Genomic DNA, 19,901 nt, shown 5'->3' with positions numbered 1-19,901 from the left:
GTCGAGGCGGTTCGGGTCATTGAAAACGGCTATTAAATCGATAGCCTGCTATTTTTCAAAGATGGTCTACCCTCTGTTCAGACGTCTGAAACAAGGGGGATTATCCATGCTCGCGCAACTTCCACCGGCCTTACAGAATCTGCAGCTACCGCTTCGCCTGCGGCTCTGGGACGGCCATGAGTTCAATCTGGGGCCGACGCCCAGCGTCACGATTGTGGTCAAGGACCCGCAAATGGTTACCCAGTTCACGCACCCAAGTCTGGACGCGCTCGGCGCAGCCTTTGTCGAGGGCAAGCTGGAACTTGAGGGCTCGATCAGCGACGTGATCAGGGTCTGTGACGAATGGAGCCAGGCCTTGCTCGCGGATGACGACGACAATCAGCCCGTGCGTACCGTCCACGACAAAGAGACCGACGCCAAGGCGATCTCCTATCATTACGACCTCTCCAACGCGTTTTATCAGCTGTGGCTCGACAGTGACATGGCCTATTCCTGTGCCTATTTCGAGACCGGCAGTGAAACCCTGGAGCAAGCCCAGCAAGCCAAATTCCGTCATCTTTGCCGCAAGCTGCGTCTGCAACCCGGCGACTATCTATTGGATGTCGGTTGTGGTTGGGGCGGGCTGGCGCGCTTCGCCGCGCGGGAATTCGGCGCGAAAGTATTCGGCATCACCTTGAGCAAAGAGCAATTGGAACTGGCTCGTGAGCGCGTCAAAGCGGAAGGTCTGGAAGACATGGTCGAACTGCAACTGCTCGACTACCGGGATCTGCCTCAGGATGGCCGCTTCGACAAAGTGGTCAGTGTCGGCATGTTCGAACACGTCGGTCACGCCAATCTGGCCGAGTACTGCAAGACCCTGTTCGGCGCGGTGAAAGAGGGCGGCCTGGTGATGAACCACGGGATTACCGCCAAGCACACCGATGGCCGTCCGGTGGGGCGTGGTGCCGGCGACTTCATCGAAAAATACGTATTCCCCAATGGCGAGTTGCCGCACCTGTCGATGATTTCCGCCGAGATCAGCGAGGCCGGTCTGGAGATCGTCGACGTGGAAAGCCTGCGCCTGCATTACGCGCGCACGCTGGACCACTGGAGCGAACGTCTGGAAGATAACCTCGAGGCCGCCGCCAAACTGGTGCCGGAACAGGCCTTGCGTATCTGGCGTCTGTACCTGGCGGGTTGTGCGTATGCGTTCGCCCGGGGCTGGATCAACCTGCACCAGATCCTCGCCGTCAAAGCTCATCCCGATGGCAGCCATGAATTGCCATGGACACGTGACGACATCTACCTTTAAAGAATCGGCGAAATAAGCCGGGCGATCCGCATGCCAAGTTGTTGCAGGCGGTGGGTCTCCCGGCCTTCTTCCTTGTTGATTTCGTGGGCCTGGGCAAAGTCGTCGTTGAGCATGTGCTCGACTTCGGCGGCAAAGGCGCTGTCGACCGTCAGCAACATCACTTCGAAATTCAGCCGGAACGAACGGTTGTCCAGGTTGGCGCTGCCGATGGCGCTGATCTCACTGTCGATCAATACCACTTTCTGATGCAGGAAACCGGGCTCGTAACGGAACATCCGCACGCCTGCGCGCACGGCCTCAAAAGCGTAAAGGCTGGAGGCGGCGTAGACGATGCGGTGGTCCGGACGCGAGGGAAGCAGGATCCGCACATCCACACCGCGCAACACAGCCAGGCGCAGGGCCGCGAACACCGCTTCATCGGGGATGAAGTACGGGGTGGTGATCCACACCCGTTCGGTCGCTGCGTGGATGGCTTCGACGAAAAACAGTGAGCAGGTTTCGTAAGCGTCGGCGGGGCCGCTGGCGAGTAGCTGGCACAGCACGCCATCTTCCGGATACACCTCCGGCAGGATCAACGGCGGCAGTGAGCGCGCAGCCCAGAACCAGTCTTCGGCGAAGGACTCCTGCATGTTGGCCACCACCGGTCCGCGGACCTGTACGTGGGTATCGCGCCAGGGCGCCAAGGGCGGTTTTTCGCCCATGTATTCGTCGCCGACGTTGTGCCCGCCGACAAACCCCAGCATGCCATCGACGACCACGACTTTGCGGTGATTACGGAAATTGACCTGAAACCGGTTGAGCCAGCCGCTGCGAGTGGCAAAGGCTTTCACCTCGACACCGCCGTCGCGCAACTTCTGTGCATAACTGTGGGGCAGGGAATGGCTGCCGATGCGGTCATACAACAGGTAGACCGCCACGCCTTCGGCCGCTTTCTTCAGCAGCAGCGTTTGCAGGCGCTGGCCGAGGCGGTCGTCGTGAACGATGAAGAATTGGATCAGCACGGCTTCCTTTGCCTGGCTGATGGCTTCGAATATCGCGTCGAAGGTGGCCTTGCCATTGATCAGCAGATGCACTTCATTGTTGGCCAGGCACGGCATGTTGCCCAGTTTCGGCATCGCCCTGAGGGTGTCGTACGCGGAGGAGGCGCGGGCCGTCAGTGCTTCTTCTACCCAGGGGCGCCAGTTGAGTTCGGAGATGGCCTTGCGCATTTCCTCGTTGGCCTGGCGCCGTGCCTTGATGTAGCCGTCGAACGTGCTGCGGCCGAACACCAGGTACGGGATGAGGGTCAGGTAAGGAATGAAGATCAGCGACAGGGCCCAGGCGATCGAGCCTTGGGCGGTACGGACGGTCAATACGGCGTGAATTGCCGCGATCATGCCGAGCGAATGCAGCAGGGCGATGGTGTAACCGAAAATGTGTGGGCCAAAATAATCCATGGGGGCAGCCTTGCTCCTGAAGATTCAGTGCTTAACAGACCATGTTCCGTGCAGAATGTCGCTAATTAATTGGCCCATGAACCGAAGCTTGCGGCTGACGTCTAACGGCCACTACTGATCAGGAGTTACTCGATGAACGTTCGTCTGCTGGGTTTGGCCATGGCTCTGGGTTTGGCACTTCCTGTAGTCGCTCAGGCGCAGATGCTGCAACCGGGGCTGTGGGAGCTGACCACAAGCAACATGAAGGTCGATGACCAGAACATGCCCGATCTGCAATTGATCCTCGGCCAGCTTCAGGGCCAGATGACCCCGGCACAACGTGCGCAGCTGGAAAAGCAGGGCATCACCATTGGCGGTAAGGGCGTTCGCGCGTGCCTTACCCCGGAGCAGGTCAAGACAGACAATATTCCGCTGACCGATCCGCAATCGGGCTGCAAACAGGAAATCACCGACCGTTCCGGCAATCAGTGGAAATTCCGCTTCAGTTGCCCGAGAGCCCAGGGCGCCGGCGTGGCCACCTTTGTCAGCGATCGTGAGTTCACCACCAAGGTCAACGGCACCTTCAATGCCACCGGTATTCAGCAGAAGGGCAGCCTGGAATCCCGTGCCGTCTGGTTGGGGCAGGATTGCGGGACTGTGAAACCGAGAGCCTGATTTTTTCAACAACCTTCGCGAGCAGCGAGCCTGCTCGCGATGGCGTTATTCCAGTTATTCACCGTCTTCAGGCTGACTAAGCCACTGACAAGCCGCCTCGACGCCCATCCGGCCGAAATCCTCTCCGGTTCGGCTGCGTACACTGACGAATCCACCCGTTTGCTCCTTCTCCCCGATCACCACCAGGTACGGTACGGATTGGCTGTGCTGACGAATCTTGTAGCGGACTTTTTCGTTACGCAGGTCTGCTCGCGCGCGAACGCCGTTCTGGCGCAAGGTTTCCGTCACTGCCTGCGCGTAAGCCGTCTGCCGATCATCCATGCTGACAACCACGACCTTGGGCGGGATCTGCCAGTACTGCAGCTCCTGGTGGCTGGACCAACAAGTGCCGTAGATCCTTTGCTGCAGCGTGCCGCTGATGTGATCGAGCGCGAAGGCCTGCAAGACTTTGGTGGCGGGGACATGCGGTCCCCGGGATTGATACTCGGTGTCGCCCAGACGGTACAGCGAAAGACCTTTTTCGAGGGATGGCAGAGGCTGCCGACGGATCGAGTGATTGGTCGCGGCCAATGCCTGCATGCGCGCTTCAATTCCGGGCAGGTCGGTCGGGCTGAGCGGCCGCTCGGAGGTGAACTCGTAGAAGAACCCGTCCCCCAGCTCTGAACCTTCGCGCAGCTGTGCATGGGGATGCAGTTGCTTGACCGCCATGGCCAGCATCAATGCACAGGAGCGTCGCAGGATTTCCAGCCCATCCGGTTCCCGTGGCGTAACGATGCTGACCCTGGCATCCGCGTCGATCAGGTGTTCACAGTCCACGAGCACACCGTCCACCCGACCGGCAACGGCTGCACTGGCTAATTCGGCGCCGATGCTCGCGGCCACCTCATGCACAGACAGCGGCTGGTCGTATTCACGCAATGAACCATCGGGCAGGGTGATCCGGATCATGGTCGGCGTACTCATGTGCAACTAACGAGCGTTATCGCATAAACCGTAGGGGCAAGCCCATTAAACTGTCATTAAGACGTTGGTCGTGCCAGACAACGTGGCCCGAGACGATCGTGGTGCTGACACGGTGGCGAAAGCGCTGGCGGGCGAACGGTGTCCAGGCGCATTGCGACAGAACCGGTTGGGTGCTGACGGCAACACCGCCGGGTTCGGGTTTGATCAGCACCAGATCTGCCCAGTAACCTTCGCGAAGATACCCCCGATCGGGAATGGCGAACAGGTCGGCGACGCGATGACTGGTTTTCGCCACCAGGGTGGCGATCGGCAAGACCTTGTCGGCTACCAGTTCGAGGAGCGCGGGCAGGGCGTGTTGCACCAGTGGCAGGCCGGAGGGCGCTTGTGGGTAGGGGCGCTGTTTTTCCGCCCAGGTGTGCGGGGCGTGGTCGCTGCCGATGACATCCAGTCGGTTGCTCAGTAGCGCCTGGCGCAAGGCATCACGATCCGCCTGTGTCTTGATCGCCGGGTTGCACTTGATCAGGTTGCCCAACAACGGATAGTCGCGGTCGTCGAACAACAGATGATGCAAGCACACTTCGGCGGTGATGCGTTTTTGTGCCAGCGGCTTGTCTTCGAACAAAGCCAGTTCGCGGGCGGTGGTGAGGTGCAGGACGTGCAGGCGGGTGCCGAAGGTCTTCGCTAATGCCACGGCCATCGAGGATGAACGAAAACAGGCTTCGGCATCGCGAATCAGTGGGTGAGCGCTGGGAGGTATGGATTCGCCATGGCGGTCTCGCCACCTCGCTACGTTGGCATCTATGCTCGGCGTGTGCTCGCAGTGAGCCAGCAGAATAGTCGGCACCTCGGCAAACAGCCGCTCTAGAATCCGCGGGTCGTCCACCAGCATGTTGCCGGTCGAGGCCCCCATGAACACCTTTACCCCGGCAACCTCACAGGGATTGAGCGCGGCGACGGTGTCGAGGTTGTCGTTGCTGACGCCGAAATGAAAGCCGTAGTTGGCCACGGAGCTGGTGGCAGTGCGGCGCTTCTTGTCCGCCAGTGCGGCAAGTGTCAGGGTCGCCGGCAGGGTGTTCGGCATGTCCATGAAGCTGGTGATCCCACCGGCCACCGCCGCCCGCGATTCGCTGTAGAAGCTGCCCTTGTCGGGGGCCCCGGGTTCACGGAAATGCACCTGATCGTCGATCATGCCGGGGAGCAACCAATGGCCTTCGGCATCGATTTCCTGGTCGGCCTTTTCATCGTTGATGCTGCTGGCAATCTTGACGATTCGCCCGTTGCTCACTAACAGGTCGGCGTCGAACTCACGACCCTCGTTCACTAACCGGGCATTGCGAATCAACACGCTGTTCATGCTCAGAACTCGTTTTGCAGGGCCTTGTAGCCGCGCACCAGATCAACGTTGGTGCGCGCCACGTCTTCGGAAAACTCCGAGGCACTGACGCTCACCGGCGGGAACTGCGAGAGGTCGGTAGTGGGGCCTATTCGTGTGGTGGAAGGCACGTAGAAGTCTTCGGGCAGGTCTCGACCGTCGACCACCGAGTTATGCCGCACCACGCAACCGTCACCGACCACGCAGTTGAACAGCACGCTGTTGAAGCCGATGAACACGCGGTCGCCTACCGAGCACGGTCCATGCACGATCGAGCGGTGGGCGATGGAACTGAACTCGCCGATGGTCACCGCTGCACCGGACTTCGAGTGAATGACCACACCATCCTGAATGTTGGAATTGGCGCCGATGGTAATGGGCTGCATGGCGCCGGATTCGTCGACTTCGTCTGCACGTATCACGGCATAGGGACCGACGAAGACGTTTTCGCCGATCACCACTTTGCCGCAGATGATGGCGGTCTTGTCCACGTAAGCCGACTTGGCAATCACCGGCAAATCACCGGAAGGGTTCTTGCGGATCATGGTTGGCTCAATGCGTTGTAGAGGGTGTTCAGGTTGTGTTCGAACAGGCCGGTGAAGGTGCTCGCCGGGCCGCTGGCCGCGAGTGCATCGGAGTACAGCGTGCCGCCAATCCGTGCGCCACTTTCATCGGCGATCTGCTTGAGCAGGCGGGCGTCCTTGATGTTTTCCATGAACACGGCTTTGACCTTGTCCTGACGAATCTGGGTAATCAGTGCGGCCACTTCGGCGGCGGAAGGTTCACGTTCGGTGGACAACCCTTGAGGCGCCATGAAATCGATACCGTAGGCCTGGCCGAGATAACCGAAGGCATCGTGGGAGGTCACTATCTTGCGGTTGCCAGGCGGCAGCGAACCGAGCTTGGCCTTGGCTTCGACCAGGAGGGCATGAACCTCTTTCAGGTAGGCCTGACTGTTTTGTTGATAGTCGGCTTTGTTGGCAGGGTCGGCCGTGATCAATGCCTTGGTGATGTTGGCGACATACAGTTCGGCGTTCGCCAGGTTATGCCACGCATGCGGATCCGGAACCGTTTCGCCGTCTTCATCGAGGCTGCGCGGAATCACGCCGTGGCTGGCGCTGATGACCGGTGCCCGGGTCTCGGTGCTGGTTACCAGGCGATCCAGCCAGGGTTCAAAACCCAAGCCGTTCTTGATGATCAATTTGGCCTTCAGCAGTGCCTTGGCGTCGTCCGGAGTCGGTTCGTAAGTGTGCGCATCGGCGTCGGGCCCGACCATGTTGGTGATCTGGATATGCTCGCCACCGATCTGATGGGTGATGTCGGCGAGGATGCTGAAACTGGTGACCACCTGAAGTTTTTCCGCGGCGGACAGCGACATCGACAGCAGCAAACTGCACAGCACGAGTAAAACGCGCATCGTGAAACTCCTCATTGGGATGTGAGCAAAGGCGGGCGGCGCAACAAGCCATGCACCGGTCCGAACACCACGGACAACAGATACAGAACACCCGCTATCAGCACGATGGCCGGGCCGCTGGGCACTGAGTAGTAGAACGAGATCAGCAGGCCGATCCACACCGAGAGGCAACCGAGCAGCGCGGCGATGAGCATCAACACAGGCAGGTTGCGGCTCCAGAATCGTGAAGCGGCGGCAGGCAACATCATCAAGCCGACCACCATCAGCGCGCCGATGGCCTGGAAGCCGATGACCAGATTGAGCACGACCAATGTCAGGAACACGCCATGGGCCAGTGGACCCAATCGGCTGACGGTTTGCAGGAACAGCGGGTCGAGAGTGTCCAGGAGCAAGGTTTTGTAGATGAGTGCCATGGCGACCAGGCTGATGCCCGAGACCCAGAGCATGCCGGTCAATGTCGGGCCGTCGACCGCCAGGGCGGAGCCGAACAACAGGTGCAGGAGGTCCAGGCGTTTACCGGCGATGCCCAGGATCAGCACACCGCTGGCCAGCGATATCGGATAGATCGCAGCCAGGCTGGCGTCCTCCCGCAGCCCGGTACGGCGGGTGATCCACGCGGCGAGGCCTGCCATGCCCAGACCTGCACCGAGGCCACCGAGGGTCAAGGCAGGCAGACTCAAACCGGCGAACCAGAAACCCAATGCCGCACCTGGGAGGATGCCGTGGGCCACGGCATCGCCGATCAGGCTCATGCGGCGCAGAATCAGAAACACACCCAGAGGGGCGGTGCTGCACGCCAGGACCAGGCCGCCGATCAATGCCCTGCGCATGAAGACGAACTCGTGGAACGGTTGCCAGAGGGGCATCGTGGCAATCATCAGCAGGCTACTCGGCAGGGTTGCGCTTGAGGCTGAATCAGCACGTTGCTTGAGTCGAAAAGACAGCCGCTGTTTTTGATCAGCAGGGTCTGTGGCATGTGTTGGCGGACTGCGGCAAGGTCATGGCAAACAACAACCTGCGTCCGGTCCTCGGCGTGCCATTGATGAATGTGTTTCCACAGCAACTCCTGACCGAGCTCATCGAGGGCCGCGTGTGGCTCATCGAGGAGCAGCAGCGGTGACTCACTCAGACTCAATCGAGCGAGTAACGCGCGTTGCAACTCGCCCCCGGAAAGCGCCATCAACGGGCGGTGTTCAAGTCCGGCCAGGTTCCAGTTTTCGAGGACGTTTGCCAGTAGCTGCCGACGTACTTGCGCAGGCTGCTTGCTGCCCCAGAAGCCCGCGCTGACCAGTTCATGCAGGCTGATCGGAAATTGCCTGTCGAGATATTGCTGCTGAGGTAGAAATGAAATGCCTCCATTGCCGGAGACGTCCAGTTTCACCCGGCCACTCAGCGGTTTTTGCAGGCCTGCGATCACCTTCAGCAAACTGCTTTTTCCCGTTCCGTTGGCGCCGATCACCGCTGTCAGGCTGCCTTTGGTCAGCTCCAAATCCACCGGGGGAGTCAGTGGCTGGCCCGGCGCTCCCCAACTGAGTGACTGGCAACGGATCATCTTGCCTCCCAGTTGAAGTGTGTTTCGGCGACGGCATCGTGAGCGTGCAGGCTTTCTGCGTGGACGACACGGGCATGGAAAGCGCGGATGCCTGGGGAGCGCTTCAGCGCAAGATTCAATCGTCGCGCCGCGTCTTCGCAGAACATCAGATTCTGCCCATTGGCCAGGGCAAAGGCTTGCTCGTCGGCGCGTTTGACTGCGGTTTGCACGGGGGTGGCGAGTGCGGCTTCCGCGTCGTTGATCAGTGCAATCAACGGAAACTCGTCGAGAAAGTCATCCAGCATTACGCGCAATGTCGCCTGGCTGCGTTGGCTGTGGGGTGTTGCAACGATGCCGTTGGTGGAGCCCAGCCACGCCAGAATGTCTGCGTGTTGCAGCGGTCGATTGGCAAAATCGTCGATGAATTGCTGCTGAATCAACTGGCGGGACAGCGCCGCTGAACAGGGGCAGGTCGAGGAGTACGGCACCTCGGTTTTTAGTTCCACGTGGAACATTGCGTTTTTCAGGCGGGCATTGATGCTCACGCGGTAGCTCTTCCATCCGGCAAGCGGGCTGATCAGCGCTGGTCTTTTCAGCATCAAGTCGGCGCTAATTTTCAGGTATGCGCTATCGGCCAGACCCTCATGACTCTCAAGAAAACGCTCCAGCACTTGCCGCAACAGGTCGGGGGAGAGCGATTCCCGCTCAAGCATTTCAAGGGCCAGATAGAGCCGTGACATATGAATGCCGCGTGCATTGCCATCGTCGAGACTGACCCCTGCATCGACCGTTGCAGCAAGCCGTTGGCCATCGAATAAAACGGGAAGAGCAATGCCACACATGCCCACCCACTCCAGTGGCAGGGCTTGGCGTGAGGCCTGCGCGGCGATATCCGGCAGAGTCAGCGCATTCATGAGCAGGTCCATCGTGGTAGTAGATTTTTCATGTTATAGTATAACAATGCATTTCACGATAGCTTTTTCACGAGCGGCTTTCACCATGCACAGACGTCACTTGCTCAACCTGTTACTGGCCAGCACAGCTTTTGCCTTGCCCTTTGATCTCTCAGCCACCCAGATTCGCAACGCCCGACTTTGGCGGTCGGATGACAAGCTGCGACTGGTGTTCGATCTGAGTGGCGCGGTGCAGTACAAGACCTTCAGCTTGAGTTCGCCGGAGCGTTTGATCATCGACTTGAGCGGCGCCAACCTCAGTGGCGATTTCAGTCAGCTGGCGCTCGGCGACAGTGTGATCCGTTCGATTCGCTCCGGACATTCCGGCCAGGGCGACACACGAATCGTTCTGGATCTGCGTAGCCCGGTTCAGCTATCCAGCTTTCTGCTGCCGCCACAGGAGGGCCAAGGCCATCGATTGGTCCTGGATCTGAAGACCGCCATGCCGCAGCAGATGGCCTCGGCTCCGACAAAATCCATCGATAAGCAGCACCCCAAGCGAGACATCATGGTTGTTGTCGACCCCGGTCATGGCGGCAAGGACCCTGGGGCGATCGGTGCCAAGGGCGAGCGGGAAAAGGACGTTGTGCTGTCCATCGCTCAGTTGTTGGCCAAGCGCCTGAAGCGGGAAAAAGGCTTTGATGTGAAGCTGGTGCGTAACGACGATTTTTTCGTCCCGCTACGCAAGCGCGTGGAGATCGCGCGCAAGCACAATGCCGACATGTTCATTTCCGTGCATGCCGATGCCGCACCGCGGCTGACGGCATCGGGAGCGTCGGTGTATTGCCTGTCCGAAGGGGGCGCAACGTCGGCTACGGCACGTTTCATGGCGCAGCGGGAGAACGGCGCGGACCTTCTGGGCGCGACCAGCCTGCTCAATCTCAAAGACAAGGACCCGATGCTGGCCGGGGTGATTCTCGACATGTCGATGAACGCCACCATCGCCGCCAGTCTGCAATTGGGCAGTACGGTACTCGGCAGCCTCGCAGGCATCACTACGTTGCATCAGAAACGCGTGGAGCAGGCCGGATTTGCGGTATTGAAGTCGCCGGATGTGCCTTCGATCCTGGTGGAGACCGGGTTCATCTCCAACGTTCGCGACAGCCAGCGCCTGGTGACTGCGCGCCATCAACAGGCGGTGGCTGACGGCTTGTTCGAAGGGCTGCAGCGCTACTTTCAGAAGAACCCGCCGATCAACAGCTACCTGGCCTGGCAGCAGGAACAGCAAAAAAACCAGGCCTAGCAGCCTGAGAGGCGGCTACAGGTAAATTTTCCGCTGCTGCCACCGGAGCTGGAAAACCGGTTGATCGTGGTCCAGCCGACTCGCTGGTTGTAGCCGACCCAGGCCTCGCCATCGGAAGCAATGCCGGTGAAAAACGTCAGTTGCCCATAGCGGCTGCTGGTCTGTGCCCAGTAGCGCTTGCCGATGGCTTCGAAGCCGCGCAAATAGATCGTGCTGCCAACCGTGTTGACGCTGTAGGCGTTGCCATCCTGATCGATGCAGGCCAGGAGATTCGCGCTGCGGGTGCACTTGGCCAGGTTCGGTATCTGCGCCTGGGTATTGGCGGCTATCAGCATGCAAAAGCTCATAACGGCGAGTTTCAGGGCGGTGCGCATTGATTTTCTCACGGGTTGAACGATGTCCAGCATCCCGTTCTTTACCGGGATGGGCAATAGAGGGGATGGTTTATTTGTGTTGTTATAATATAACATTGAATAAAGCCCGGCTCAGCGACCGGGCATCCCCTTGTGAGGAATACCTGATGCCTAATCGACTTCCCGTGACCGTCCTATCTGGTTTTCTGGGTGCCGGGAAAAGTACATTACTTAATTACATACTACGTAATCGCGAAGGTCTGCGGGTGGCGGTCATCGTCAATGATATGAGCGAAATCAACGTCGATGGCAGCGAAGTTCAGCGTGATGTCAGCTTGAACCATGCTGAAGAAAAGCTCGTGGAAATGAGTAATGGCTGTATTTGCTGTACGTTACGTGAAGACCTGTTGAAGGAAGTGGCACAGCTCGCCGGGGAGGGGCGTTTTGATTATCTGCTGATCGAATCCACGGGTATCTCCGAGCCGCTGCCCGTAGCGGAAACCTTCACCTTCCGCGATGAAAACGGCCAGAGCCTCAGCGACATCGCTCGCCTCGACACCATGGTTACCGTGGTCGACGGCATGAACTTCCTGCTCGACTATCAGACCGCCGAAAACGTTGCTTCGCGGGGCGAAGCGCTTGGCGAAGAGGACGAACGCTCGATTGCCGAGCTGTTGATCGAGCAGGTCGAGTTTGCCGATGTGATTCTGGTCAGCAAGATCGACTTGATCAGCCAGCGTGAGCGCGAGGAGCTGATTGCCATTCTTCAACGGCTCAACGCCCGCGCGGCGATTTTTCCCATGGTCATGGGCGAGATTCCTTTGCGGCAAATCCTCAACACCGGCCGCTTTGATTTTGAAAACGCCGCCCAGGCGCCGGGTTGGCTTAAGGAACTGCGCGGCGAGCATGTGCCGGAAACCGAGGAATATGGCATTGCCTCCAGCGCCTATCGGGCACGCAGGCCGTTTCATCCACAGCGCTTCTTCAACTTCATCAACGGGGCCTGGGAAAACGGCAGGCTGCTGCGCTCCAAGGGATTTTTCTGGCTGGCGAACAAGCACACGGATGCCGGCAGTTGGTCGCAGGCCGGTGGCTTGATGCGCTACGGTTTTGCCGGCCGCTGGTGGCGTTTCGTACCGAAAAACCAATGGCCGCAAGACATGGAGAGCATGTCCGGGATCATGAAAAACTGGCGGCCCGACAGCGGCGACTGCCGTCAGGAACTGGTGTTTATCGGCCAGAACATCGACTTCGCACAGCTCACGGCCGAACTTGACGCTTGCCTGCTGAGCGATGAGGAAATGGTGCTAGGCGAGGAGGGGTGGCGTTCGTTGCCTGATCCGTTTGGCCCCTGGTATGAAGAAGTGGCTTGAAGGACGGGGGCAGCAATAAGTCGGCATGGTCGGGCACTGCGTCATAGTGAATGGGCTGCCGCTGAGGCATATTGGTGATCCGGGCGCTGCAGCACGAGTCGACAACCAGCCAAAGCGCGGCTTCCATGACTTTTTTCAGACGCCATCAACCATGTTGCAGAACATCCCCACCCACCTGATTGCCGGGCCGCTCGGCGCCGGCAAGACCAGCCTGATCAAGCATCTGCTCGCCCAACGCCCAGAAGGCGAGCGCTGGGCGGTATTGATCAACGAATTCGGCCTGATCGGTCTCGATGCTGCGTTGCTGGCACAAGACGCGGACGGCATTGCCCTCGGCGAAGTGGCCGGAGGTTGCCTGTGTTGCGTCAATGGCGCGCCGTTCCAGATTGGCCTGGGGCGTTTGCTGCGTAAGGCAAAACCGGATCGGTTGTTCATCGAACCGTCAGGGCTCGGGCATCCGGCACAGTTGCTTCGCCAGTTGAGTCAGTCACCGTGGCAAGGGGTGCTGGCCGTTCAACCCTGCGTATTGGTTCTGGATGCCCAGGCACTGGCGGCGGACAAGGCTCTGCCTGCCTCGCAGCAGGAAGCGCTGGGCCATGCGGGATTGCTGCTGCTCAACAAGGCTGAAGATCTCGATGAGCGGGCTCGCCAGAAAATTGCAGCGCAATTGCCATCCCGCCCCCTGTACTGGACGCAGCAGGCCGTTATGCCATTGGACGAGTTGCCGGGGTTTGACGCGCAGGCGCAGCCAGGTGTGGATAACTTCGTTGTGCCCAAGGGGTTGGCGCAGATGCCGGCGGTTTGGACAGATCCGGCGCTGCCGATCTGTTTGAGTCAACAGCAGGACGGTGGTTGGAGCATCGGCTGGCGCTGGCATCCTTCGCAAGTATTTGAGGTTGCTCGGGTGACCCAGTGGCTTACGGGTCAAAGCTGGAAGCGGGCGAAGCTGGTTATCCACAGCGCTGACGGATGGGTATCGACGAACGCGGTGGATAACTCGGTGTTGGCTTGGCAGACCAGTGAGTGGCGACAGGATTCGCGGATCGAACTGATATTCAACGAGCCCCAATCAGTCGACAGCCTGCAAAGCGGCCTGGCGCAATGCCGCGCTGAGTCGAATTAGCGTCTCACGGGCGCCATTTAGTGTGGTCCTGACGCCATTGGCTCAGCTCGATCACCTCGGCCCGAGGTTTGGTCACCTCAACCACAGGTTCGGTTTCGTCATGGGGAACCGGGTAGGGCGCGAGCTCGATGTGCGCACTGTGCGCACCGAACTGGGTGATGGTGCCGTTGTGACGGGTTTCCCCGGTCACGGTGAATTCGAAGTTGTACACCCGGGCAAGGCGCCGACGACCGCGGGCGTCTTTGATGAAGGCGATCTTTTTCAGTGCTACGTTGCCGTCCAGCAGCTCGACGCCGAGCTTGCTGCAATGCTGCTTGACCCGTTCCAGCGCTCGCTCGCGCAAGCCATGGTTGTGCCATAACCACGCGCCGGCAGTGGCGAACAGCATCAGCACGAAGATATTTCCGAGGGTCAGCATCAACAGGGTGCTCCAACTAGAGGGTGCCAGCTTAACTGTGTCGCCGGTCTGTCGTACAGGCTGTGTTTAGTCGCATACTGCGCGACTGGAATTTCAATCGTTTTACGGAAACTCAGCGCATGAAACGTACACCGCATCTGCTCGCTATCCAGTCCCACGTGGTGTTTGGTCACGCCGGCAACAGTGCCGCGGTTTTCCCGATGCAACGCGTCGGGGTGAATGTCTGGCCGCTCAACACCGTGCAGTTCTCCAACCACACCCAGTATGGCCAGTGGGCCGGTGAAGTGTTGGCGCCGCAGCAGATCCCCGAGCTGGTCGAGGGCATCGCTGCCATCGGCGAGTTGGGTAATTGTGACGCGGTGCTGTCCGGGTACCTCGGCAGCGCGGCCCAGGGCCGGGCGATACTGACGGGCGTGGCGCGGATCAAGGCGATGAATCCAAAGGCGTTGTATCTGTGTGATCCAGTGATGGGACATCCGGAAAAGGGTTGCAGCGTGCCAGCCGAAGTCAGTGACTTTCTGTTGGAAGAGGCCGCTGCGGTGGCGGACTTCATGTGCCCGAATCAACTTGAGCTCGACAGTTTCTCCGGGCGCAAACCGCAGTCGCTGTTCGACTGTCTGGCCATGGCGCGCGCCCTGTTGGCGCGGGGTCCGAAGGCTGTGCTGGTCAAGCATCTCGACTATCCGGGCAAGTCGGCAGAGGTCTTCGAAATGCTGTTGGTGACGGCCGAAGGCAGTTGGCATTTACAGCGCCCCTTGCTGGCGTTTCCACGTCAGCCGGTGGGCGTGGGCGATCTCACCTCAGGCTTGTTCCTGGCGCGTATTCTGCTGGGCGACAGCCTGGTGGCGGCGTTCGAATTTACCGCGTCGGCGGTGCATGAGGTGCTGCTGGAAACCCAGGCTTGCGCCAGTTATGAACTGGAGCTGGTGCGCGCCCAGGACCGGATTGCCCATCCGCGGGTGCGGTTCGAGGCGACTTCGATCAGCCTTTGATTCAGCGCTGAATCCATTCGCGAGCAGGCCCTTTGGGAGCAACCGTGCGACCTGCTCGCGATGACGTACTCAAGAGCGCTGAAAATCTTCAGCCTCATGCGTCGCCCTTGATCTCCTGATAACGCTTTTCCAGCTCCTGACGAATCTGCCGGCGTTGCTGGGCCTGAATGTAGCGGCGTTTGTCTTCGCTGTTTTGCGGTTGCAGCGGCGGTACCGGCGCCGGTTTGCGCTGGTCGTCGACCGCGACCATGGTGAAGAAGCAGCTATTGGTGTGGCGCACCGAGCGCTCGCGGATGTTTTCCGTCACGACCTTGATGCCGACTTCCATCGAAGTGTTGCCGGTGTAGTTCACCGACGCCAGGAAGGTCACCAGTTCGCCGACATGGATCGGCTCGCGGAAAATCACCTGGTCCACCGACAGCGTGACCACGTAGCGACCGGCATAACGGCTGGCGCAGGCGTAGGCGACTTCGTCGAGGTACTTGAGCAGGGTGCCGCCGTGGACATTGCCAGAAAAATTGGCCATGTCGGGGGTCATCAGTACCGTCATCGACAGTTGGGCGTTTCCGGGTTCCATAGCGATCTCACGGGTCAGGGCAAGGATTGAGGGTGCACCTCTACGGGTGCCTCGGCGGTTTTTCCAAACCAACAGTTATCGGGACGCCAGGCGCGTCGTCGCCGTCACGCCGGATCGATCTGTTTCCATATATTGCACCGCATTTCTGCCGGAAGTCGCGGTGTTACCCTTCGAAAAGCCCGGTCAAGAAGGGCCAGTCCTGCGCACTTCGCGAATATCCAACCGACTCGATCGGGCGTTTCCTCCGTCCTTTCATCGAGCTTCGTCCTCAAGGGAGCCCTACGCCATGCATGCCATCAGTTTCATTCAGGATCTGGCAGTGATCATGTTGATCGCAGGCGTGGTGACGGTGGTGTTCCATCGACTCAGGCAGCCTGTGGTGCTGGGGTACATCGTCGCCGGTTTCATCATTGGCCCGCACACGCCACCGTTTGGCCTGATCCACGACGAACAGACCATCAAGACCCTTGCCGAACTGGGGGTGATCTTCCTGATGTTCTGCCTTGGGCTGGAGTTCAGTCTGCGCAAGCTGTTCAAGGTCGGGGCCACGGCGTTTATCGCGGCATTCCTGGAAATCGTGCTGATGATCTGGATCGGCTACGAGATTGGCCGCTGGTTTGACTGGAACACCATGGATTCATTGTTCCTCGGCGCCATTCTGGCGATCTCCTCGACCACCATCATCGTCAAGGCGCTCAACGACCTGAAGTTGAAGAATGAGCGTTTTGCCCAATTGATATTCGGCGTGTTGATCGTTGAAGACATCCTTGGCATCGGCATCATTGCCTTGCTGTCCAGCATTGCGGTCAGCGGGACGGTCAGTTCCGGGGAAGTATTTTCCACAGTCGGCAAGCTGTCGTTGTTCATGATCGTGGCGCTGGTCATCGGCATATTGATGGTGCCGAGGCTGCTGGCCTACGTGGCTAAATTCGAAAGCAATGAGATGCTGCTGATCACGGTGCTGGGTTTGTGTTTCGGCTTCTGTCTGCTGGTGGTCAAGCTGGAATACAGCATGGTGCTGGGTGCCTTCCTGATTGGCGCGATCATGGCAGAATCGCGACAACTGCTGAAGATTGAGCGCTTGATCGAGCCTGTTCGCGACTTGTTCAGTGCTATTTTCTTTGTCGCCATCGGGCTGATGCTCGATCCGAAGATCCTGCTCGAATATGCCTGGCCGATCGCGGTGATCACGGTGGCCGTGGTGCTCGGCAAAATGCTCTCCTGCGGTCTCGGTGCCTTTATCGCTGGCAACGATGGCCGTACCTCTTTGCGGGTGGGGATGGGGCTTTCGCAGATCGGCGAATTTTCATTCATCATCGCCGCGCTGGGCATGACCCTGCAGGTCACCAGCAACTTTCTTTACCCGGTGGCGGTGGCGGTATCGGTGATTACCACGCTGCTGACACCGTATCTGATACGTGCCGCCGATCCGTTGTCGATGAAACTGGCCGCAGTCATGCCCGAGCGCCTGGGGCGCGTGCTGGGGATGTACGGAGAGTGGCTGCGCAGCATCCAGCCTCAAGGACAAGGCGCGATGCTGGCCTCGTTGATTCGGCGAATCCTGCTGCAGGTGGGCGTCAATCTGGCGCTGGTGATTGCCATCTTTTTCTCCGGCGCGTTCTTCGCTGAGCGTATGTCCGCTTATCTGCAGGACTGGATCAACGACCCGAGCTGGCAGAAAGCATTGATCTGGGGTGGAGCGCTGCTGCTGTCACTGCCATTCCTGATTGCCGCCTACCGCAAGCTCAAGGCGCTATCGATGCTGCTGGCAGAGATGGGTGTGAAACCGGAAATGGCCGGGCGCCACACCCAGCGAGTGAGGCGTGTGATTGCCGAAGTGATACCGATTCTATCGCTGCTGGTGATCTTCGTGCTGCTGGCAGCCTTGTCGGCCAGTATTCTCCCGACCAACAAGTTGCTGGTGCTGATCGCCGTGGTCGCGGCCGCCGTGGCGGCGCTGCTGTGGCGTTGGTTCATCCGCGTGCACACGCGGATGCAGGTGGCATTGCTGGAAACCCTGGACAACCACAAGGAGTCATCCGGCCATTGACCACCCGCGGCGCTGGCTGGATCAGCTTTCCAGCCAGACGTCCCGCGCCCAGTGCCAGACGGACTCCCAGGTTTCTTCTGTGACCAGTTCTTCTTCGGCGGACCACAACACCACGGTACCGTCTTCTTCGACGCAGTAGTAATCGTCGCCGTCCTGGCAGATCGGAATCAGGCTGCGATCAACACCGGCATCCCAGGCATTGGCGGCTACATCCGGCAGGTAGGTATGGGATTGCGGATCGGTGACGGTCACTGGCTCCAGGCTGCCATAGACCACATCACTGACGGTCAGCAGGAATTCACGGAAGACGAATGGGATATCGATGAACAGTTGTTCTTCGATTTCGACCAGCAGGTCTTCGTCAGGCAGCTCCAAGGGGACCGGTACCGGTTCGTTGGCTTCACGCAGTTGTTCGATGATTTCTTCCACGTCCGGGATCCTCTTGCTTGTTTGGCGCGGTTTATATGGGGCGGTTTATACAGTAGCTTGCTATAGATGCAACCGCGAAATAGAAAACCCCGGCCGAGGCCGGGGTTTTAATACAACCGATGAAACGTAGCAGAGGATCAGCCGTTCTGGCGGATACCGGCCACCAGCCAAGGCTGGTTTTCGCCCTGGGCACGTTCCATGTTCCAGCTTTCGCTGAAGGCTTCGCCTTGGTCGAAACGGGAGTTTTTCGACACACCGGTGAATGTCAGGGTGGCGATGGTCTTGTCCGCACGATCGTCCACGCCGTCCAGCTGTACATTGAGGTTATCGATGTACGTGGACTGGAAAGCATCGCCCAGTTCAGCGCGTTCACGCTTGAGGAACTCGAGCATTTGCGGGGTAACGAACTCGGCAATCTTGTCCATTTCGTTGGCGTCCCAATGCTGCTGCAGGGACTGGAAGTGGTTGCGCGCGGCTTCGACGAAGTTGCGCTCGTTGAACCAGGACGGGGCATTGATGACCGGACGGGCGGCCACAGGTGCAGCCGAACCACCGAAGATCGAGCCACCGGCAGGCTTGTGCTCGAACACTTCACGCTGCATCGGTGCATGGCCGGCTGGAGCGTACTGCTCCTGCTGCTTGCGACGACGTGCGGCGATGAAGCGGAAGATCAGGAAGGCGATGACCGCCATGATCAGGATGTCGAAGATCTGCATGCCCTGGAAGCCGCCGCCCATGAACATGGAGGCGAGCAGGCCACCGGCGGCGATACCGGCCAGAGGGCCGAGCCATTTCGAAGCACCGCCAGCCTTGGCAGCGGCGCCTGCGGCACCGGCAGCACCAGCGGTCGCCGCCGCGCCGCCCATGCCTGGAGAAGAAGGAGCCATCTGGCTGGTCTGGTGCGTCGGCGCAGCGCCGGCGCTTTTGCCACCACCAAAGCGCTTGGCGGCATTGACGTCGAGACTCATCGTCAGGCCGATGCACAACGCCATGGCGATGCTAAGAAAACGTTTCATAAAGGGAATTCCCATTTGTGGAGGGCACGCGCGCCATGTTGCACAGCTGAACTGATACTGGCTAGCGGCAGAGTGTTTCGGGCTTTTGCCTGACAGGTTGCATTCAGCTTCAGCCAGCGCAATAAGGCCTGTTACATTTGAGCGGTAAGATGAGTGGATAGTCGTTGTAGGAAAGATACCTAGCGACGCAATGCCAGCATGACGACGCCGGCGGTGATCAGACCGATTCCGCCCCATTGGCGCAGGTCGAGTTTCTCTCCCAGCAGAACGACGCCCAGAATCGCCACCAGCACCACGCTGAGCTTGTCCACCGGGGCCACCAGTGAAGCCGGACCGACCTTGAGCGCGCGGAAGTAGCAGATCCACGAGGCGCCCGTGGCCAGACCGGACAACAAGAGGAACAGGTAGCTCCTGGCAGAGATCGATCCTAAAGACTGATATTGGCCCGTGGCGTACAAAATCAAGGCCAGGCTGACCAGAACTACGATGGTACGCAGCAGGGTGGCGAAGTCGGAGTTGACGTTTTCAATGCCGACTTTGGCGAAAATCGCGGTCATTGCCGCGAACATCGCCGAAAGCAGGGCCCAGAATGTCCAAGAGGAAAAAAAGCCTGAGCCCATGATTTTGATGCCTTCCGTCAGATCAACCTGTGGGAGCGAGCCTGCTCGCGATGAACGATGATGCGGTATTTCTGAAATACCGTGGTGCTG

21 protein-coding genes are annotated in these 19,901 nt (G+C 59.3%); 7 read left to right on the top strand and 14 right to left on the bottom strand.

The window, feature by feature from the left end; translation table 11 throughout:
• The first annotated feature begins 106 nt into the window (after positions 1-106).
• Positions 107-1,291, top strand: coding sequence for a C17 cyclopropane fatty acid synthase CfaB (gene cfaB, locus EIY72_RS06925; RefSeq protein ID WP_093228384.1), 1,185 nt, complete (start codon positions 107-109; stop codon positions 1,289-1,291).
• On the opposite strand, the gene cls is transcribed toward cfaB, so the two are convergent.
• Positions 1,288-2,727 carry a cardiolipin synthase gene (gene cls, locus EIY72_RS06920; RefSeq protein ID WP_093228387.1) on the bottom strand — a complete coding sequence of 480 codons (1,440 nt, stop codon included), beginning with the start codon at positions 2,725-2,727 and terminating at the stop codon, positions 1,288-1,290. The two genes, cfaB and cls, sit on opposite strands and share 4 nt — an antisense overlap.
• 132 nt (positions 2,728-2,859) lie before the next feature.
• Between cls and EIY72_RS06915 the strand changes: the two genes are divergently transcribed.
• On the top strand, positions 2,860-3,381 hold the full coding sequence (locus EIY72_RS06915) for a DUF3617 domain-containing protein (protein ID WP_093228389.1): 522 nt from the start codon (positions 2,860-2,862) through the stop codon (positions 3,379-3,381).
• A gap of 54 nt (positions 3,382-3,435) precedes the next feature.
• On the opposite strand, the gene EIY72_RS06910 is transcribed toward EIY72_RS06915, so the two are convergent.
• Genes EIY72_RS06910 through folE2 form a run of 7 tightly spaced genes read right to left on the bottom strand, consistent with a single transcriptional unit; the run spans position 3,436 to position 9,578 of the window.
• Entirely contained in the window at positions 3,436-4,329 is an 894-nt protein-coding gene (locus tag EIY72_RS06910) for a His/Gly/Thr/Pro-type tRNA ligase C-terminal domain-containing protein (RefSeq protein ID WP_093228392.1), read from the bottom strand.
• A gap of 31 nt (positions 4,330-4,360) precedes the next feature.
• Complete coding sequence (locus EIY72_RS06905) at positions 4,361-5,698, bottom strand: dihydroorotase (protein WP_093228395.1); 1,338 nt, start codon at positions 5,696-5,698, stop codon at positions 4,361-4,363.
• 2 nt (positions 5,699-5,700) lie between these two features.
• Positions 5,701-6,261, bottom strand: a complete 561-nt coding sequence (locus EIY72_RS06900) for a gamma carbonic anhydrase family protein (RefSeq protein ID WP_093228398.1) — start codon at positions 6,259-6,261, stop codon at positions 5,701-5,703.
• Positions 6,258-7,133, bottom strand: a complete 876-nt coding sequence (locus EIY72_RS06895) for a metal ABC transporter substrate-binding protein (protein WP_093228401.1) — start codon at positions 7,131-7,133, stop codon at positions 6,258-6,260. The genes EIY72_RS06900 and EIY72_RS06895 overlap by 4 nt, the downstream gene beginning before the upstream one ends.
• Before the next feature lie 11 nt (positions 7,134-7,144).
• The gene (locus EIY72_RS06890; RefSeq protein ID WP_093228404.1) at positions 7,145-8,011 is read right to left on the bottom strand and encodes a metal ABC transporter permease; all 867 of its coding nucleotides are present in this window, start codon (positions 8,009-8,011) and stop codon (positions 7,145-7,147) included.
• Positions 8,011-8,685, bottom strand: a complete 675-nt coding sequence (locus EIY72_RS06885; protein ID WP_093228407.1) for a metal ABC transporter ATP-binding protein — start codon at positions 8,683-8,685, stop codon at positions 8,011-8,013. The genes EIY72_RS06890 and EIY72_RS06885 overlap by 1 nt, the downstream gene beginning before the upstream one ends.
• Positions 8,682-9,578 carry a GTP cyclohydrolase FolE2 gene (folE2, locus tag EIY72_RS06880; RefSeq protein WP_093230778.1) on the bottom strand — a complete coding sequence of 299 codons (897 nt, stop codon included), beginning with the start codon at positions 9,576-9,578 and terminating at the stop codon, positions 8,682-8,684. Before folE2 ends, EIY72_RS06885 begins: the two co-directional genes overlap by 4 nt.
• Positions 9,579-9,663: 85 nt before the next feature.
• On the opposite strand from folE2, the gene EIY72_RS06875 reads away from it, so the two are divergent.
• Positions 9,664-10,860, top strand: coding sequence for an N-acetylmuramoyl-L-alanine amidase (locus EIY72_RS06875; RefSeq protein ID WP_093228410.1), 1,197 nt, complete (start codon positions 9,664-9,666; stop codon positions 10,858-10,860).
• Here the strand turns inward: EIY72_RS06875 and EIY72_RS06870 are convergent.
• Positions 10,857-11,234: a glutamine synthetase gene (locus EIY72_RS06870; RefSeq protein WP_093228413.1), complete on the bottom strand. Its 378-nt coding sequence runs from the start codon at positions 11,232-11,234 to the stop codon at positions 10,857-10,859. The two genes, EIY72_RS06875 and EIY72_RS06870, sit on opposite strands and share 4 nt — an antisense overlap.
• A gap of 146 nt (positions 11,235-11,380) precedes the next feature.
• Between EIY72_RS06870 and zigA the strand changes: the two genes are divergently transcribed.
• On the top strand, positions 11,381-12,586 hold the full coding sequence (gene zigA, locus EIY72_RS06865) for a zinc metallochaperone GTPase ZigA (protein ID WP_093228415.1): 1,206 nt from the start codon (positions 11,381-11,383) through the stop codon (positions 12,584-12,586).
• Between the two features lie 151 nt (positions 12,587-12,737).
• On the top strand, positions 12,738-13,709 hold the full coding sequence (locus EIY72_RS06860; protein WP_093228418.1) for a CobW family GTP-binding protein: 972 nt from the start codon (positions 12,738-12,740) through the stop codon (positions 13,707-13,709).
• A gap of 4 nt (positions 13,710-13,713) precedes the next feature.
• Here EIY72_RS06860 and EIY72_RS06855 read toward each other — a convergent pair whose 3' ends face one another.
• A complete protein-coding gene (locus tag EIY72_RS06855; RefSeq protein WP_093228422.1) occupies positions 13,714-14,127 on the bottom strand; it encodes a DUF3301 domain-containing protein in 414 nt (137 codons plus the stop codon).
• Positions 14,128-14,246: 119 nt separating this feature from the next.
• Between EIY72_RS06855 and pdxY the strand changes: the two genes are divergently transcribed.
• The gene (gene pdxY, locus EIY72_RS06850; RefSeq protein WP_093228425.1) at positions 14,247-15,119 is read left to right on the top strand and encodes a pyridoxal kinase PdxY; all 873 of its coding nucleotides are present in this window, start codon (positions 14,247-14,249) and stop codon (positions 15,117-15,119) included.
• Positions 15,120-15,213: 94 nt separating this feature from the next.
• Here the strand turns inward: pdxY and EIY72_RS06845 are convergent, their stop codons facing one another.
• Positions 15,214-15,696 (bottom strand): acyl-CoA thioesterase, encoded by a 483-nt coding sequence (locus EIY72_RS06845; RefSeq protein WP_083349923.1) that lies wholly within the window; start codon positions 15,694-15,696, stop codon positions 15,214-15,216.
• Positions 15,697-15,982: 286 nt separating this feature from the next.
• Here EIY72_RS06845 and EIY72_RS06840 point away from each other — a divergent pair, with 286 nt between their 5' ends.
• The gene (locus EIY72_RS06840; protein WP_093228427.1) at positions 15,983-17,746 is read left to right on the top strand and encodes a cation:proton antiporter; all 1,764 of its coding nucleotides are present in this window, start codon (positions 15,983-15,985) and stop codon (positions 17,744-17,746) included.
• A gap of 21 nt (positions 17,747-17,767) precedes the next feature.
• Here the strand turns inward: EIY72_RS06840 and EIY72_RS06835 are convergent, their stop codons facing one another.
• The 3 genes from EIY72_RS06835 to EIY72_RS06825 form a co-directional block, all read right to left on the bottom strand.
• A complete protein-coding gene (locus tag EIY72_RS06835) occupies positions 17,768-18,175 on the bottom strand; it encodes an SMI1/KNR4 family protein (RefSeq protein WP_014720555.1) in 408 nt (135 codons plus the stop codon).
• A gap of 137 nt (positions 18,176-18,312) precedes the next feature.
• A complete protein-coding gene (locus tag EIY72_RS06830; protein WP_093228430.1) occupies positions 18,313-19,191 on the bottom strand; it encodes a Tim44 domain-containing protein in 879 nt (292 codons plus the stop codon).
• Between the two features lie 179 nt (positions 19,192-19,370).
• Positions 19,371-19,811 carry an EamA family transporter gene (locus EIY72_RS06825; protein ID WP_093228434.1) on the bottom strand — a complete coding sequence of 147 codons (441 nt, stop codon included), beginning with the start codon at positions 19,809-19,811 and terminating at the stop codon, positions 19,371-19,373.
• Between the last annotated feature and the right edge of the window lie 90 nt (positions 19,812-19,901).

It is taken from the genome of Pseudomonas vancouverensis (genome assembly GCF_004348895.1).
In the GTDB taxonomy this organism is placed as follows: Bacteria; Pseudomonadota; Gammaproteobacteria; order Pseudomonadales; family Pseudomonadaceae; genus Aquipseudomonas; species Aquipseudomonas vancouverensis.
This window is presented reverse-complemented; position numbering and strand designations above follow the sequence as displayed.